Origin of the sequence: Nocardioides okcheonensis (assembly GCF_020991065.1) — a bacterium.
Taxonomy (GTDB): domain Bacteria; phylum Actinomycetota; class Actinomycetes; order Propionibacteriales; family Nocardioidaceae; genus Nocardioides; species Nocardioides okcheonensis.
On the sequence record NZ_CP087710.1, the window covers coordinates 1,685,059 to 1,699,011 of the forward strand.

14 protein-coding genes are annotated in these 13,953 nt (G+C 72.8%); 7 read left to right on the top strand and 7 right to left on the bottom strand.

Annotated features, from left to right (window positions below):
• Positions 1-24: 24 nt before the first annotated feature.
• Both ychF and LN652_RS08150 read right to left on the bottom strand, forming a co-directional pair.
• A complete protein-coding gene (ychF, locus tag LN652_RS08145) occupies positions 25-1,101 on the bottom strand; it encodes a redox-regulated ATPase YchF (RefSeq protein WP_230444164.1) in 1,077 nt (358 codons plus the stop codon).
• A 90-nt stretch (positions 1,102-1,191) separates the two neighbouring features.
• Positions 1,192-2,019, bottom strand: a complete 828-nt coding sequence (locus tag LN652_RS08150) for a M57 family metalloprotease (protein ID WP_230444165.1) — start codon at positions 2,017-2,019, stop codon at positions 1,192-1,194.
• A 239-nt stretch (positions 2,020-2,258) separates the two neighbouring features.
• On the opposite strand from LN652_RS08150, the gene LN652_RS08155 reads away from it, so the two are divergent.
• Positions 2,259-2,762 (top strand): PH domain-containing protein, encoded by a 504-nt coding sequence (locus LN652_RS08155; protein ID WP_230444166.1) that lies wholly within the window; start codon positions 2,259-2,261, stop codon positions 2,760-2,762.
• The gene (locus tag LN652_RS08160) at positions 2,759-4,306 is read left to right on the top strand and encodes a PH domain-containing protein (protein ID WP_230444167.1); all 1,548 of its coding nucleotides are present in this window, start codon (positions 2,759-2,761) and stop codon (positions 4,304-4,306) included. Before LN652_RS08155 ends, LN652_RS08160 begins: the two co-directional genes overlap by 4 nt.
• Here the strand turns inward: LN652_RS08160 and LN652_RS08165 are convergent.
• Positions 4,303-6,108, bottom strand: coding sequence for an acyl-CoA dehydrogenase (locus LN652_RS08165; protein ID WP_230444168.1), 1,806 nt, complete (start codon positions 6,106-6,108; stop codon positions 4,303-4,305). The two genes, LN652_RS08160 and LN652_RS08165, sit on opposite strands and share 4 nt — an antisense overlap.
• A gap of 167 nt (positions 6,109-6,275) precedes the next feature.
• Here LN652_RS08165 and LN652_RS08170 point away from each other — a divergent pair, with 167 nt between their 5' ends.
• On the top strand, positions 6,276-7,055 hold the full coding sequence (locus LN652_RS08170) for an exodeoxyribonuclease III (RefSeq protein WP_230444169.1): 780 nt from the start codon (positions 6,276-6,278) through the stop codon (positions 7,053-7,055).
• Here the strand turns inward: LN652_RS08170 and LN652_RS08175 are convergent.
• Positions 7,048-8,352, bottom strand: coding sequence for an MFS transporter (locus LN652_RS08175; protein ID WP_230444170.1), 1,305 nt, complete (start codon positions 8,350-8,352; stop codon positions 7,048-7,050). The genes LN652_RS08170 and LN652_RS08175 overlap by 8 nt on opposite strands.
• 49 nt (positions 8,353-8,401) lie before the next feature.
• On the opposite strand from LN652_RS08175, the gene LN652_RS08180 reads away from it, so the two are divergent.
• Both LN652_RS08180 and LN652_RS08185 read left to right on the top strand, forming a co-directional pair.
• Positions 8,402-9,589 carry a DNA recombination protein RmuC gene (locus tag LN652_RS08180; RefSeq protein ID WP_230444171.1) on the top strand — a complete coding sequence of 396 codons (1,188 nt, stop codon included), beginning with the start codon at positions 8,402-8,404 and terminating at the stop codon, positions 9,587-9,589.
• 21 nt (positions 9,590-9,610) lie between these two features.
• Positions 9,611-10,048 (top strand): DUF6542 domain-containing protein, encoded by a 438-nt coding sequence (locus LN652_RS08185; RefSeq protein ID WP_230444172.1) that lies wholly within the window; start codon positions 9,611-9,613, stop codon positions 10,046-10,048.
• Positions 10,049-10,067: 19 nt separating this feature from the next.
• Here LN652_RS08185 and LN652_RS08190 read toward each other — a convergent pair whose 3' ends face one another.
• Positions 10,068-10,691 carry an L-threonylcarbamoyladenylate synthase gene (locus LN652_RS08190; RefSeq protein WP_230444173.1) on the bottom strand — a complete coding sequence of 208 codons (624 nt, stop codon included), beginning with the start codon at positions 10,689-10,691 and terminating at the stop codon, positions 10,068-10,070.
• 8 nt (positions 10,692-10,699) lie between these two features.
• A complete protein-coding gene (locus LN652_RS08195) occupies positions 10,700-11,698 on the bottom strand; it encodes a 4-hydroxy-3-methylbut-2-enyl diphosphate reductase (RefSeq protein WP_230444174.1) in 999 nt (332 codons plus the stop codon).
• 47 nt (positions 11,699-11,745) lie between these two features.
• Here LN652_RS08195 and xseA point away from each other — a divergent pair, with 47 nt between their 5' ends.
• Positions 11,746-12,996, top strand: a complete 1,251-nt coding sequence (gene xseA, locus LN652_RS08200; RefSeq protein ID WP_230444175.1) for an exodeoxyribonuclease VII large subunit — start codon at positions 11,746-11,748, stop codon at positions 12,994-12,996.
• Positions 12,989-13,201: an exodeoxyribonuclease VII small subunit gene (locus LN652_RS08205; RefSeq protein WP_230444176.1), complete on the top strand. Its 213-nt coding sequence runs from the start codon at positions 12,989-12,991 to the stop codon at positions 13,199-13,201. Before xseA ends, LN652_RS08205 begins: the two co-directional genes overlap by 8 nt.
• Before the next feature lie 47 nt (positions 13,202-13,248).
• Here the strand turns inward: LN652_RS08205 and LN652_RS08210 are convergent, their stop codons facing one another.
• On the bottom strand, positions 13,249-13,788 hold the full coding sequence (locus LN652_RS08210) for a DUF4245 family protein (RefSeq protein WP_230444177.1): 540 nt from the start codon (positions 13,786-13,788) through the stop codon (positions 13,249-13,251).
• Positions 13,789-13,953 lie beyond the last annotated feature (165 nt).

The window sequence follows — 13,953 nt, forward strand, 5'->3', positions numbered from 1 at the left end:
CTGACCTGCGGGAATGTCGAAGCGTCAGACGTTGAAGCGGAACTCCACGACGTCGCCGTCGGCCATCACGTAGTCCTTGCCCTCCATGCGCACCTTGCCGGCCTCGCGGGCCTTGAGCATGGTGCCGGCGGACATCAGGTCGTCGAAGGAGACGACCTCGGCCTTGATGAAGCCCTTCTGGAAGTCGGTGTGGATGACGCCGGCCGCCTCCGGGGCGGTGGCGCCCTTCCTGATCGTCCAGGCTCGCGTCTCCTTGGGGCCCGCGGTCAGGTAGGTCTGCAGTCCGAGGGTGTCGAAGCCGACGCGCGCGAGCTGGTCGAGGCCGGACTCGGTGACGCCCATCTCGGCGAGCATCTCGTGGGCCAGGGTGTCGTCGTCCATCTCGGCGAGGTCGGCCTCGAACTTCGCGTCGAGGAAGATCGCCTCGGCGGGCGCGACGATCTCGCGCATCCGCTGCTTGAGGTCCTCGTCGGCGAGCTCGTCGGCGTCGCAGTTGAAGACGTAGATGAAGGGCTTGGCGGTCAGCAGCGAGAGCTCGCGCAGCAGGCCGCGGTCGATGGACGTCGCGATGATCGGGGTGCCCGACTCGAGCGCGTCCTTCGCCTCCTTCGCGGCCTCGAGGTTGGCGACGAGGTCCTTGACCTTGCGCGACTCCTTCTCCAGCCGTGCGATCGCCTTCTCGACGGTCTCGAGGTCGGCCAGGATCAGCTCGGTCTGGATGGTCGAGATGTCGTTGGCGGGGTTGACCTCGCCGTCGACGTGGGTGACGTCCTCGTCGCGGAAGACGCGGGTGACCTGGCAGATCGCCGCCGACTCACGGATGTGGGCGAGGAACTTGTTGCCCAGGCCCTCGCCCTGCGAGGCGCCGCGCACGATGCCCGCGATGTCGACGAACTCGACGGTGGCGGGCAGCAGCTTGGCGGACTCGAAGACCTCGGCCAGCTTCGCGAGCCGCTCGTCCGGAACCCCCACGACGCCGACGTTGGGCTCGATCGTCGCGAACGGGTAGTTCGCCGCGAGGACGTCGTTCTTGGTCAGTGCGTTGAAGAGGGTCGACTTGCCCGCGTTGGGGAGTCCGACGATGCCGATGGTGAGAGCCACGGGCGGGGAGTCTACGGCGGCGCCCACCCGCCCGGCGAAACGCGAGGAGGGCCCGGCCGTCACGGCCGGGCCCTCCTCAGGCGTGCTGGGTCAGGAACCGTAGAGCGACGCCACGCCCGCACGGTCGGTGGCGGTCATCGAGAGGTCGCTCGACGAGCCGTTGCACTGCGGGTAGTGCATGATCGAGGAGGAGTCGTACGGCGTCAGCGGGCGCCAGTTGTTGTCCTCGAAGCAGGTGCCGGCCTCGGGCCGGGTGTGCTCGTGGCGGAAGCCCAGCGTGTGGCCGAGCTCGTGGGCCAGGATGTTCGACGGCGTCCAGGAGCCGGAGTTCTGCAGCGAGTACGCGTTGACCAGCACGTTGCGCTGGCTGTCGGGGCTGCTGGGGAAGAACGCGCGGGCGATGTAGGACGTGGTGGTGGTCGGCTCGACCGAGAAGACCACGGAGCTGTTGGAGGTCGTGCAGCTGGAGTCGGCGCTGCTGACGTAGGTGAAGTTCACCCCGCTCGAGGCGGCCTCCCACTGGGCGGCACCGGACTGCATCGCCGAGACGATCGCGGACTTGTCGGCGCCGAAGGAGTTGCTCACGCAGTAGGTCAGGTTGCGCGCGGCCGTCGACGACCACTTGTCGTCGGCACCGTTGACGGTGTTGACGACGAGCGAGGTGTTGCCGCTGTTGCTGTCGCTGGAGCCGACCATCGTGTCGTAGTAGGCGCGCAGCGCCTTCAGGGTCGGGATGGTCTCGTCACCGTTCACGACGTACTGGCCGCCCACGTCACGCAGGGTCGATGCCCGGAACTCCTCGAAGCTCGGCACGTTGTCCTGCGCGGTGGCAGCGTTGGCGGCCGGAGCCATCGAGGCGGCGAGGGCGGCCGCCGCCAGGGTTGCGGTGGTGATCCGACTGATCCTGCTCTTCAGCATGGGTGTCTCTCTTCTTCCGGTTGGATACGGATTGCTCCTTGCCCCTCCACCAAACCCGGTCTAGACCGCGACGCGGAAGGGCTCGGCAGGGTCAGGAGTGTGCACTGCACGAACATGCAGATGATCGACCGGTAATCGGACACGTCCCTTTCTGCACAACTTTCCCGGCAGGCTCGGCCACGGCGGCGCGACCGCCCGGCGACTGCCTCGGCGTCGGCCCGACCTGCAAGACTCGGACCATGCACACCATGGGGGCGACGCCCGCCCTGCGCGCTCCCGCACACCAGGTCTCGCCCCGGGCGGTCGCCTACTGGCGGGTGTCCGCGCTCCTGGCCGACCTCGCGATCGTGGTCGCTGCGGTGGTGGCCGTGCTGGTGCTCCCCGACCTGCCGTGGTGGGTCTGGCCGCTCGTCGGGCTGCTCGCCGTCGTGGAGGCGGCCCACGTCGTCGTGATGCCGCGGATCCGCTTCCGGGTGCACCGGTGGGAGGTCAGCGACACGGCCGTGCACACCCGGGAGGGGTGGCTGGGCCGGGAGAGCCGGATCGCGCCGATCAGCCGCGTGCAGACGGTCGACTCGCGCCAGGGCGCGTTGATGCGGCTGTTCGGGCTCGCCTCGATCACCGTCACCACTGCGTCCGCCGCCGGCCCGATCACCATCGCCTGCCTCGACGCGGACGTCGCGCGCGACGTCGTGGGGCGGCTCACCGCGATCACGGCCGCCTCCGAGGGCGACGCCACGTGATCGCGCCGCCCGGCGACGGCTGGGTCAGGCTCAGTCCGCGCAAGCTCCTCCTCGACCCGGTCAAGGCGCTGCGCCAGGCCCTGGTGCCGGTGGTCGTCGCGCTCGTCGGCGTGAGCCGCAGCGACCCGGCGTACTGGCCGATCATCTTCCCGCTGGCCGTGCTCGGCCCCGTGGTGCTCGGCGCACTGCCGTGGCTGACCACGCACTACCGCCTGACCGACACCCAGATCCAGGTCCGCAGCGGCGTGCTCAACAAGAAGACCTCGACCGCGCCGCTCGACAGGGTCCGCAGCGTCGACCTCGAGGCCTCGCTGCTCCACCGGCTGCTCGGGCTGCAGAAGGTCGAGGTCGGGACCGGCGTCGACGACGACCGGATCACCCTCGACGCACTCGCGGCCGCCGACGCCCACGCGCTGCGGGAGACCCTCCTGCGGCGACGGGCCACGACCGCGCCGGTCATCGGCGGGCCGCCCGTCGGCGAGGGGGCGGACGGCGACGTCGCGCCGGGCGAGGTCCACGCACCCCCGCCGCCCGCGCCCGTCCCACCGCAGGCCCTGGCTCGGATCGACTGGTCCTGGCTGCGCTTCGCGCCGTTCAGCCTGGGTCGCCTCGTCATCGTCGCCGGCGCGCTCGGCGCGTTCTCCCAGTTCGCCGACGACCTGCCGATCTGGGACGAGGACACCGCGACCTCGGCGTGGCAGTGGATCACCCAGTTCGCCGTGGTCGCGGTCGCGCTGGTGCTCTCGGTGGGCGCCCTGGCCGCCTGGATCGCCATCTCGGTCGGCGGCTACGTGGTCCAGTGGTGGCGCTTCCTGCTGGTCCGCGAGCACGGCTCTCTGCACCTCACCGCCGGGCTCTTCACCACGCGCTCGACGACGGTCGAGGAGGCGAAGGTCCGCGGCGTCGAGCTCGTCGAGCCGGTGCTGATGCGCCTGGTCGGCGGCGCGGAGCTGTCGACCCTGGCCACGGGCGTGGAGAACGGCGTGACCCAGGTCCTGCCGCCCTGCCCGCGCGAGGTCGCCACCGGCGTCGGCGGCGCGGTGCTCGCCACCCCCGCGCCGCTCGCGGTCCCGCTCGTCGCGCACGGTCCGGCCGCCCGCCGCCGCGCCTGGCTGCGCAAGGTGCGGGTCGCCCTGGTCCTGACCGCGGCGGCCGCCGTCGCGGCGTACGTCCTCGACGTGGCGTGGGAGTGGGTCGCCGTCGTCGGCGTGGTCACCACGGCGCTCGGCGCCCTGGTCGGCGAGGCGTCCTACCGGCACCTCGGGCACGCCCTCGACGAGCGCCACCTCGTCGCCGGTCGCGGCGACCTCGCGCGGATCCGCACGGTCCTGGAGACCGACGGCATCATCGGCTGGGTGCTCGACCAGTCGTGGTGGCAGCGCCGCGCCGGGCTGGTCGACCTCGTCGCCACCACGGCCGCGGGCCACGAGCGCGTGCTCGTGCGCGACGTCGACCTCGGGGTCGCCGTCGCGCTGGCCGACCGGGCGACGCCCGGCCTGCTCGACGCCTTCGTCGACCGACCCGCCGCGGTGCCGACCGCCTAGAACCAGTCGGCGCGCATCTCCAGCGTGGTCGTGTCACCGGAGGCGAGCAGGTCGAGCATCGGCCCCACCTTGGGCAGCTCCCAGCGGAAGAAGTACCGCGCGGCGGCCCGCTTGCCGTCGTAGAAGTCGCCCTGCCGCTCCCCCACCGCGACGAGCTGTTCGAGCCACATCCACGCCACGACGACGTGACCGGCGGCCTCGAGGTAGACGGTCGCGTTCGCCATCGTGCGGTCGGCGTCGCCGAGGCCGGCGAGCGCCATCGTGACCTCCCCGAGCCGGTCGACCGACGCCTTCAGCGCGGCGGCGTGCCCGGCCGCCTCGCCCCCGAGCGCGGTGGCCCGCTCGACCGTGTCGCCGATCCGGGCGGCGAGCGCCATCAGCGCGGCCCCGCCCCCGCCGAGGACCTTGCGGCCGAGCAGGTCGAGCGCCTGGATGCCGTGGGTGCCCTCGTGGATCGGGTTGAGCCGCTGGTCGCGCCAGTGGGCCTCGAGGTCGTGGTCGCGGGTGTAGCCCGCACCGCCGAGCACCTGGATGGCGAGGCTGTTGCTCTCCTGGCCCCACTGCGAGGGCCACGACTTCGCGATCGGCGTCAGCACGTCGAGCAGCCGGCTCGCCTCGACCCGCTCGTCGTCGTCGACGGCGCTCGCCTGCAGGTCGAGCAGCCGCGAGCAGTAGAGGTTGAGCGCGAGCGCGCCCTCGACGTAGGACTTCTGCGCGAGCAGCATCCGGCGCACGTCGGCGTGCTCGATGATCGGGACCTGCGGGCCGGCCGGGTCGCCACCGGCCAGGCGACGGCCCTGCGGCCGCTCCCGGGCGTACGCCAGGGACTTCAGGTAGGCCGTGTAGGCGGTGGTGGTGGCGGACATCCCGACGCCGAGGCGCGCGGCGTTCATCATGTGGAACATGTAGGACAGGCCCCGGTGGGGCTCGCCGACGAGGTAGCCGACCGCGCCCGCGGCGCCGCCGGGCGTGTGGGCGCCGCTGCCGAAGACCGGCGCGGTGTTGACGGTGCCGCGCGAGCCCAGCTTGTGGTTGATGCCGGCGAGGGTGACGTCGTTGCGCTCGCCGATCGAGCCGTCCTCGCCGACCAGGTGCTTGGGCACGATGAACAGCGAGATGCCGCGGGTGCCGGCCGGAGCGTCGGGGAGCTTGGCCAGGACCAGGTGGACGATATTCTCGCCCATCTCGTGGTCGCCGCCGGAGATCCACATCTTGTTGCCGAAGATCCGGTAGGTGCCGTCGTCGGCGGGGACCGCCCGGGTCACCACGTCGCCGAGGCTCGAGCCGGCGTGCGGCTCCGAGAGCGTCATGGTGCCGAAGAACCGGCCCTCGAGCATCGGCGCTGCGTAGCGCTCGACCTGCTCGGGCGTGCCGTGGGCGAGCAGCAGCCCGGCGTTGGCGACGGTGAGGAAGGAGTACGCCGCGGTGCCGATGTTGGCGGCGGTGAACCACGCCATGCAGGCGGCGGCCACCGTCTGCGGGACCTGGTGGCCGCCGCGCTCGGCGTCCAGCGTCAGACCGAGCAGGTCGGCCTTCGCGAACTGCTGCAGCGCGGCGCCGATCTCGGGGATCAGGGTGACCTTGTCGCCGTCGAAGGTCGGCTCCTCGGTGTCGCTCTTGCGGTAGTGCGGCGCGAAGTGCTCGGTGGCGAGCTGCTCGCACAGCTCGAGAAGGGCGTCGTAGGACTCGCGGTCGTGCTCGGCGAAGCGGGGCCGCTCGCTCAGGGACTCGACGTCGAGCCACTCGAAGAGCAGGAACTGCAGGTCGCGCGCGGAGAGGACGGTGGAGGGCTGGGCAGGCACGGGACGACGTTACCCCCGGGTAGCCCACGACCGCGCGGGGCACACGGCACGAGCGCCCACTCCGCTCGGGACAGAGGGGGCGCTCGCCTTCCTCGACGCTACCGGCTCCCGGCTGCGAAGTCAGTCCCTTCGTCCGATCGCCTGTGGACGGTCCCTAGGCTGGGCCGGTGCGCATCGCGACCTGGAACGTCAACTCCCTCCGCTCCCGCATCGACCGTGTCGAGGCCTTCCTCCAGCGCCACGAGGTCGACGTCCTCGCCCTGCAGGAGACCAAGGCGCGCGAGGAGCAGCTGCCGCTGATGGGGCTGCAGGCGCTGGGCTACGAGGTCGCGGTGGCCGGTGTCAACCAGTGGAACGGCGTCGCGATCTGCTCCCGCGTCGGGCTGGAGGACGTCGAGGTGGGCTTCCCCGGGATGCCGCCCTACGGCGACCCGGCCGCGGCCGAGGCGCGTGCGATCGGCGCGACCTGCGGCGGCGTGCGGGTCTGGTCGCTCTACGTCCCCAACGGCCGCAAGCCCGACGACCCGCACTACGTCTACAAGCTGGAGTGGCTCGCCCGGCTCCGGGAGGCGGCCGGCGGCTGGCTCGACGCCCCCACGGCACTGGTCGGCGACTGGAACATCTGCCCGACCGACGACGACGTCTTCGACGTCACCCAGTTCGCGAAGTCGACCCACGTCACGCCGCCCGAGCGCGCCGCCTTCCAGGCCTTCCTCGACGACGGCTGGGCCGAGACGACGCGCGCGCACGCGCCCGGCTACACCTACTGGGACTACTACCGCCAGCGCTTCGAGCGCGACCGCGGGCTCAAGATCGACTTCGTCCTCGGCTCGCCCACGCTCGCCTCCCGCGTCACCGGCGCGTTCGTCGACCGCGACGAGCGCGACCCCGCCCAGGGCAGCGGGTCGCCGTCGGACCACGCGCCGGTCGTGGTCGACCTCAGCTGACCGGCACGGCCGGCCTGCGCCGGATGGCGTACGACATCACCGCGGCGACCGCGCACAGCACGGCCGCGGCGTAGAACGCCGGGTCGTAGTCGCCGGTGAGGTCGCGGACGATCCCGGCGCCGGAGGCCGCGAGCGCGGCGCCGACCTGGTGGCTGGCGAACACCCAGCCGAAGACGATCGGTCCGGTCGCGGCGCCGAACCACTCGCGGCAGATCGCCACGGTCGGCGGCACCGTCGCGACCCAGTCGAGGCCGTAGACGACGATGAAGACCCACATGCTCGGCTCGACGTGCGGCGATATCAGCGCCGGCAGCGTCATCAGGCCGACGCCGCGCAGCGCGTAGTAGCCGACCAGCAGCAGCCGCGGGTCGACCTTGTCGGTGAGCCAGCCCGACGCGACCGTGCCGACCACGTCGAAGACGCCGACGACGGCCAGCAGCGACGCGGCCGTCGTGGCCGGCATCCCGTGGTCGTGCGCCGCCGGGACGAAGTGGGTGGCGATCAGGCCGTTGGTGGTCATCCCGCAGATCGCGAAGCCGCCGGCCAGCAGCCAGAAGGTGCGGCTGCGCGCGGCCTCGAGGAGCACCGACACGGCGCGTCCCGCGCTGGAGCCGACCTGCTGGTGCGGTGGCGGACCGGGGTCGGCGTCGGTCGCGCCGTAGGCCCGGATCCCGAGGTCGGCCGGGTGGTTGCGCAGCAGGAGCAGCACGAGCGGCACGACGGCGAGCGCCGCACCCGCCGCGACCAGCGCGGCGGTGCGCCAGCCGTGGTGGGTCGCGAGCCACGCCACGACCGGGAGGAAGACCAGCTGGCCGGTGGCGTTGCCGGCGGTGAGGATGCCGCTGACCAGGCCGCGGCGCGCGACGAACCAGCGGCTGGTGATCGTCGCGACGAAGGCCATCGACATCGAGCCCGTGCCGATCCCGACGAGCAGGCCCCAGCAGGCCACCAGCTGCCACGGCTGCGTCATGAAGACGGTGAGCCCGCTGCCGACCGCGACCATGAGCAGCGCGAACGTCACGACCGGCCGGACGCCGAAGCGGTCCATGAGCGCGGCGGCGAACGGCGAGATCAGCCCGAAGAGCATCAGGTTGACCGACACCGCGGACCCGATCAGCCCGTGCGACCAGCCGAACTCGTCGTGCAGCGGCTCGACGAGGACGCCCGGCACGGAGCGGAAGGCGGCGGCGCCGACCAGCGTCACGAACGCGGTCGCGGCCACCACCCAGGCCCAGTGCAGCCGCTGCGGCGGGGCGAGGTCGGGCCCGGTGCCGCTGGAGGGCGTCGTGGTGGTCACCGGACGATGGTGCACCCTCGATGTCGGTGCGTGCCTCCATGCTGGCCCCATGGACACCTTCCCCCTGCTGCTCACCCTGGCGCTGGTCCTCGCCGTCGGCCTCGCGCTCGGGGCGCTGATCGGCGTGCTCTGGTCACGCGCACGCCCCGCCGACGACCCCGCCCTCGCGGCCCTCCAGCAGCGCGCGGCCGACCAGGCCGTCGTGCGCGACGGCCTCGACCGGCTCCAGGACCAGCTCAGCGACCTCGCCCACGACCGGGTCGCGTGGCAGTCCCAGCTCAACCAGCAGGTGGCCGACATGCGCCACTCCACCGACACCCTGCGCCGCGAGACCGCCACCCTCGCCACGGCGCTGCGCAAGCCGCAGGTCCGCGGGCAGTGGGGCGAGCTCCACCTGCGCCGCACCGTCGAGCTCGCCGGACTCGTCGACCACTGCGACTTCGCCGAGCAGGTCCGCGTCGACGACGGCCGGCTGCGCCCCGACCTGGTCGTCTCCCTCGCGGGCGGGCGGACCATCGCGGTCGACGCCAAGGCGCCGCTCGCGGCGTTCCTCGACCTGACCTCGGCCGACGACCCCGAGGAGCACGACCGTGCCCTGGCTCGCCTCGGCCAGCACGTCCGCACGCACGTCGCCGACCTCGGGTCCCGGCGCTACTGGGAGGCGCTGTCGAGCACGCCCGAGTTCGTGGTGCTGTTCCTGCCGGGCGAGGCGATCCTGCAGGCCGCGCTCCAGGCGGTGCCCGACCTCGTCGAGCAGGCGACGGCACGCAACGTCGTGCTCGCCACCCCGTCCACGCTGATCGCGCTGCTGCGCACCGTCGCGCAGGGCTGGCAGCACGAGGTGCTCAACGCCCAGGCCGAGCGGGTGCAGCGCCTCGGCCAGGAGCTGCACGCCCGGCTCGGCTCGATGGCCGGCCACCTCGACCGCGTCGGGCGCTCGCTCAACGCCAGCGTCGTCGCCTACAACCAGGCGATGGGGTCGCTCGAGGGCCGCGTGCTGGTCTCGGCGCGCCGCTTCTCCGAGCTGGGCGTGACGTCCGAGGGCCTCGAGCCGCCCCGTCAGGTCGAGACGGTGCCGCGGTCGCTGGCCGCGCCCGAGCTCGCGCCCGACGCCTCACTCGACGCCTCACTCGACGCCTCGGCGCTCGCCGACCTCGGTCGCGGCGACCCGACCATCGACGACCTGCTCGAGGACCAGCAGCCCGCTCCCCCGGCGCGCCGCGCCGAGGGCGCCTGACGGCGGTCCTAGGTTGTGGCCGTGACGCACGCCGAGCCGTACTGGCAGGCCGGGCAGGAGCCCGGCCGCCAGGTCGTCGTGCTGGGCATCGCGGTCTGCCTGACCGCCGTCGCCGTCGACGTGCTGCTCGTGGGTCGGCTCACGCTGTTCTTCGACCTGTGCTTCATGGCCTCGTGCCTGCTGCTGGCGGCGCTCGTGCGCCGCCGCGACTTCTTCCTGGTCGCGTTCCTGCCGCCGCTGCTGATGGCGACGGTGGTCGCGTTCCTCGCGGTGGTCGCCCGCGACGTCGTCGCCGACTCCGGCGACAGCCTGCTGCAGGCCGTGGTCTCCGGGGTCGCGACCCACGGCCTCGCCCTGTTCGTCGGCTACGCGCTCTGCCTGGGCTGGCTGGTGTGGCGGCTGCGCCGCGGCGGCAACCTGGGCGCCGAGCTCAGCCGCGAGCTCGGCCAGACCCCCTGACCCGAGCCGACGCTTCCGCTCAGTCCTCGAAGCGGGACACGTCGCCGGCGCCGCGGCGCACGACCACCGGCTCGGCCTCGGACCAGTCGATGACCGAGGTGGGCTCGGCGGTCACCTCGCCCGACTCGATCACGATGTCGACGACGTGGTCGAGCTCCTCCTTGATCTCCCAGCCCATGGTCCGCGCCTCGGTCTCGCCGGGCAGGATCAGGGTGCTGGTCAGGATCGGCTCGCCGATCTCCTCGAGCAGCGCGCAGACCAGGACGTGGTCGGGGATCCGGACGCCGACCGTGCGCTTCTTGGGGTGCATCAGCCGCTTCGGGACCTCGCCGGTGGCGGGGAGGATGAAGGTGTACGGCCCCGGGGTCGCGGCCTTGATCGCCCGGAACGCGTGGTTGTCGACGTGGACGAACTGCCCGAGCTGGGAGAAGTCCTTGCACATCAAGGTGAAGTGGTGCCGGTCGTCGAGCTCGCGGATCCGCAGGATCCGGTCGCGGCCGTCGCGGTTGCCGAGCTGGGCGCCGAGGGCGTAGCCGGAGTCGGTCGGGTACGCGATCAGGGCGTCGTCGCGCAACGCCTCCACCACCTGCGTGACCAGGCGGCCCTGCGGGTTGTCCGGGTGGATGTCGAGGAAGCGGGCCATCGGGAGCCTCAGGCCTGCTGCGCCGCGCGCAGGTCACGGCGCAGCTCGGGCGGCAGCGCGAAGATCAGCGACTCCTCGGCGGAGTGGACCGCGCGCGCGTCGGGGTAGCCGCGCTCGGACAGGAACGCGAGCACGCCCTCGACCAGGTCCTCCGGCACCGACGCGCCCGACGTCACGGACACTGTGTCGACCCCCTCGAGCCAGGCCTCGTCGATCTCGGTGTGGTCGTCGACGAGGTAGGACGCCTTGGCGCCGGCCTCGAGGGCGACCTCGACCAGGCGCACCGAGTTCGACGAGTTGCGCGAGCCGACCACGATCACCAGGTCCGCCTCGGCCGAGATCTCCTTGATCGCGAGCTGGCGGTTCTGGGTGGCGTAGCAGATGTCGTCGCTCGGCGGGTCGAGCAGGAGCGGGAACTTCTCGCGGATCGCGGCGACGGTCTCGAGGGTCTCGTCGACGCTCAGCGTGGTCTGGGAGAGCCACGCGACCTTGGCCGGGTCGCGCACCTCGATGCGGGCGACGTCGGCGGGGCTCTCGACGAGCTGGATGTGGTCCGGCGCCTCGCCCGCGGTGCCCTCGACCTCCTCGTGCCCGGCGTGGCCGATCAGCAGGATGTCGTAGTCGTCGCCGGCGAAGCGCTTGGCCTCGTGGTGGACCTTCGTCACCAGCGGGCAGGTCGCGTCGATGGTCTTGAGGCCGCGCTCGGCGGCCTGGGCGTGCACGGCCGGGGAGACACCGTGGGCGGAGAACACCACGGTCCGGCCCTCGGGCACCTCGTCGAGCTCCTCGACGAAGATCGCCCCGCGCGACTCGAGGTTGGCCACGACGTGCTTGTTGTGCACGATCTGCTTGCGGACGTAGACCGGCGCGCCGTAGAGGTCGAGCGCCTTCTCGACCGTGATCACGGCCCGGTCCACGCCGGCGCAGTAGCCGCGGGGGGCCGCCAGCAGGACGTTCTTGGCGGTCTCGGGGTCGAGGACCGGTGGCAGGCCGAGGTCGGTGCTCATGGGTCCGAGTCTACGGGGGTGTCCGCCCCCTCCCCTATCCTCGCCGCGTGCCCTCACTCCGCGACGCCACGGCCGAGTCCCCGGCCCCGGTGCGGGCCGTCGCCAACGCGGTCGCGCAGTGGATCGACCGGCTCGGCGGCGTGTGGGTCGAGGGCCAGCTCGCGCAGGTCACCCGCCGTCCCGGCATGCAGACCGTCTTCATGACCCTGCGCGACACGGTCGCCGACATCTCGGTGACCCTCACCTGCCCGCGCGCGCTGCTCGACTCGATGAACCCGCCGCTCGTCGAGGGCGCCAGCGTCGTCGTCCACGCCCGCCCCAGCTTCTACGCCAACCGCGGCTCGTTCTCGCTGGCCGCCCGCGAGATCCGGATGGTCGGCCTCGGCGAGCTGCTCGCCCGCCTCGAGCGCCGCCGCCAGCTCCTCGCCGCGGAGGGGCTCTTCGCCGCCGAGCTCAAGCGCGACCTGCCGTTCCTGCCCACCCGCGTCGGGCTGGTCACCGCGCCCAACAGCGCCGCGGAGCGCGACGTGCTGGAGAACGCGCGTCGCCGCTGGCCGGCCGTGCAGTTCGAGGTGGCCTACGCCGCCATGCAGGGGCAGCGCTCGGCGGCCGAGGTGATCGAGGCGCTCGACCGCCTCGAGCGCCACCCCGACGTCGACGTCATCGTGGTGGCGCGCGGCGGCGGGTCGATCGAGGACCTGCTGCCGTTCTCCGACGAGGCGCTCATCCGGGCCGTCCACGCCCTGCGCACGCCGGTGGTGTCGGCCATCGGCCACGAGCCCGACCAGCCGCTCCTCGACCTGGTCGCCGACGTCCGCGCCTCGACGCCCACCGACGCCGCCAAGCTGGTCGTGCCCGACATGGCCGAGGAGGTCCACGGCGTCGCGTGGGCGCGCGACCGGCTGCGCCAGGTGATCACCCAGCGGATCGCCCGGGAGCGGGACTGGCTGCTCCAGCTGCGCTCGCGGCCCGCGCTGGCCGACCCGCGCACCCTGCTCGACGCCCGCACCGACGAGCTCGACGCCCTGCTCGCCCGGGCACGACGCACCCTGTCCCACCGCCTCGACCGGGCCGCCGACGACATCGGCCACCAGCGTGCCCGCGCCCAGGCGCTGTCGCCGCTGGCCACCCTGCAGCGCGGCTACGCGGTGCTCCAGGACGCCGACGGCCACGTCCTGACGTCGGTCGCGCAGGCCGCCGTCGGCGACGTCGTGTCGGTCCGCGTGGCCGACGGCCGCATCCACGCCACCACCAGCGGCATCGAGCCGCACGACGTCGAGGAGGACCACGATGAGTGACGCCACCACCCAGCAGCCGAGCTACGAGGAGGCGCGCGAGGAGCTCGTCGAGGTGGTCCGCACCCTCGAGGCCGGCGGCACGACCCTCGAGGAGTCGCTCGCCCTGTGGGAGCGCGGCGAGGCCCTCGCCAGGCTCTGCCAGGAGTGGCTCGACGGAGCCCGGCGTCGCCTCGACGAGGCGATCGGCCCCGACGACGAGTCCTGACCACCGCCGGTCGAGGAGGAGGGACGACGTCCCTCCTCGAGACCCCCTCAGCGGGTCAGCAGTCCCACGTAGGCCTCGAGGTCGGCGACCGGCGCCGACCCGTAGACCAGCAGTGCCTCGTCGTCGAGCTCGGTGGAGAAGCCGTGGTCGCCGCCGTCGTCCGACCAGGTCTGCCAGGTGTCGGTGACCCCTGACGCGAGGTCGGCGTCGTCGCCCTGCTCGGCCTTCTCGTCGACGTAGGTCTCCACGAGGTCGTCGACCGACGACGTCTGCTCCTGGCGGATGCCGATGAACTTCCCGTCGTCGGTGAGCACGCCGAGCCCCCACCGCGGGTCGTCGCCCGCCGCGAGGTCGACGCTGGTGGCGGTCCAGCCGGCGGGGAGCTCGCTCGGGTGCACGACCGCGAAGTCGGCCTGCTCGGCCAGGCCGACGCTGGCCTGCCAGTCGACCGGCTGCACCTCCACCTCGGCGTCGCCGCGGAACAGCCCGCGCCAGGCGACGTACGCCACGACCACGAGCACCGTGACGATCAGCGCACCCGTCATGCCGCCGAACGACCGTGTGTACCGACTGGGCTGCTCACTCACGCCCCTCATTCTCCCCACCCCTCGGTAGTCCGTATCAATCGGCGCCTCCCGAGGGCCGCGGGTGGCGCCGATCGATACGGACTATCGGGAGGGGGCGCGGAGGGGGTGGCGAGGGATCGTCGCCGGGGACTCCGATCAGCAGGTGCGGTGATGAAGAGGCCCGAT

What these genes read in the sequence shown, in the direction of transcription:
- LN652_RS08150 (WP_230444165.1), bottom strand. Translation starts at nt 2,019, where the DNA reads ATGCTGAAGAGCAGGATCAGTCGGATCACCACCGCAACCCTGGCGGCG.
- LN652_RS08155 (WP_230444166.1), top strand. Translation starts at nt 2,259, where the DNA reads ATGCACACCATGGGGGCGACGCCCGCCCTGCGCGCTCCCGCACACCAG.
- LN652_RS08180 (WP_230444171.1), top strand. Translation starts at nt 8,402, where the DNA reads ATGGACACCTTCCCCCTGCTGCTCACCCTGGCGCTGGTCCTCGCCGTC.
- LN652_RS08190 (WP_230444173.1), bottom strand. Translation starts at nt 10,691, where the DNA reads ATGGCCCGCTTCCTCGACATCCACCCGGACAACCCGCAGGGCCGCCTG.
- LN652_RS08195 (WP_230444174.1), bottom strand. Translation starts at nt 11,698, where the DNA reads ATGAGCACCGACCTCGGCCTGCCACCGGTCCTCGACCCCGAGACCGCC.
- LN652_RS08205 (WP_230444176.1), top strand. Translation starts at nt 12,989, where the DNA reads ATGAGTGACGCCACCACCCAGCAGCCGAGCTACGAGGAGGCGCGCGAG.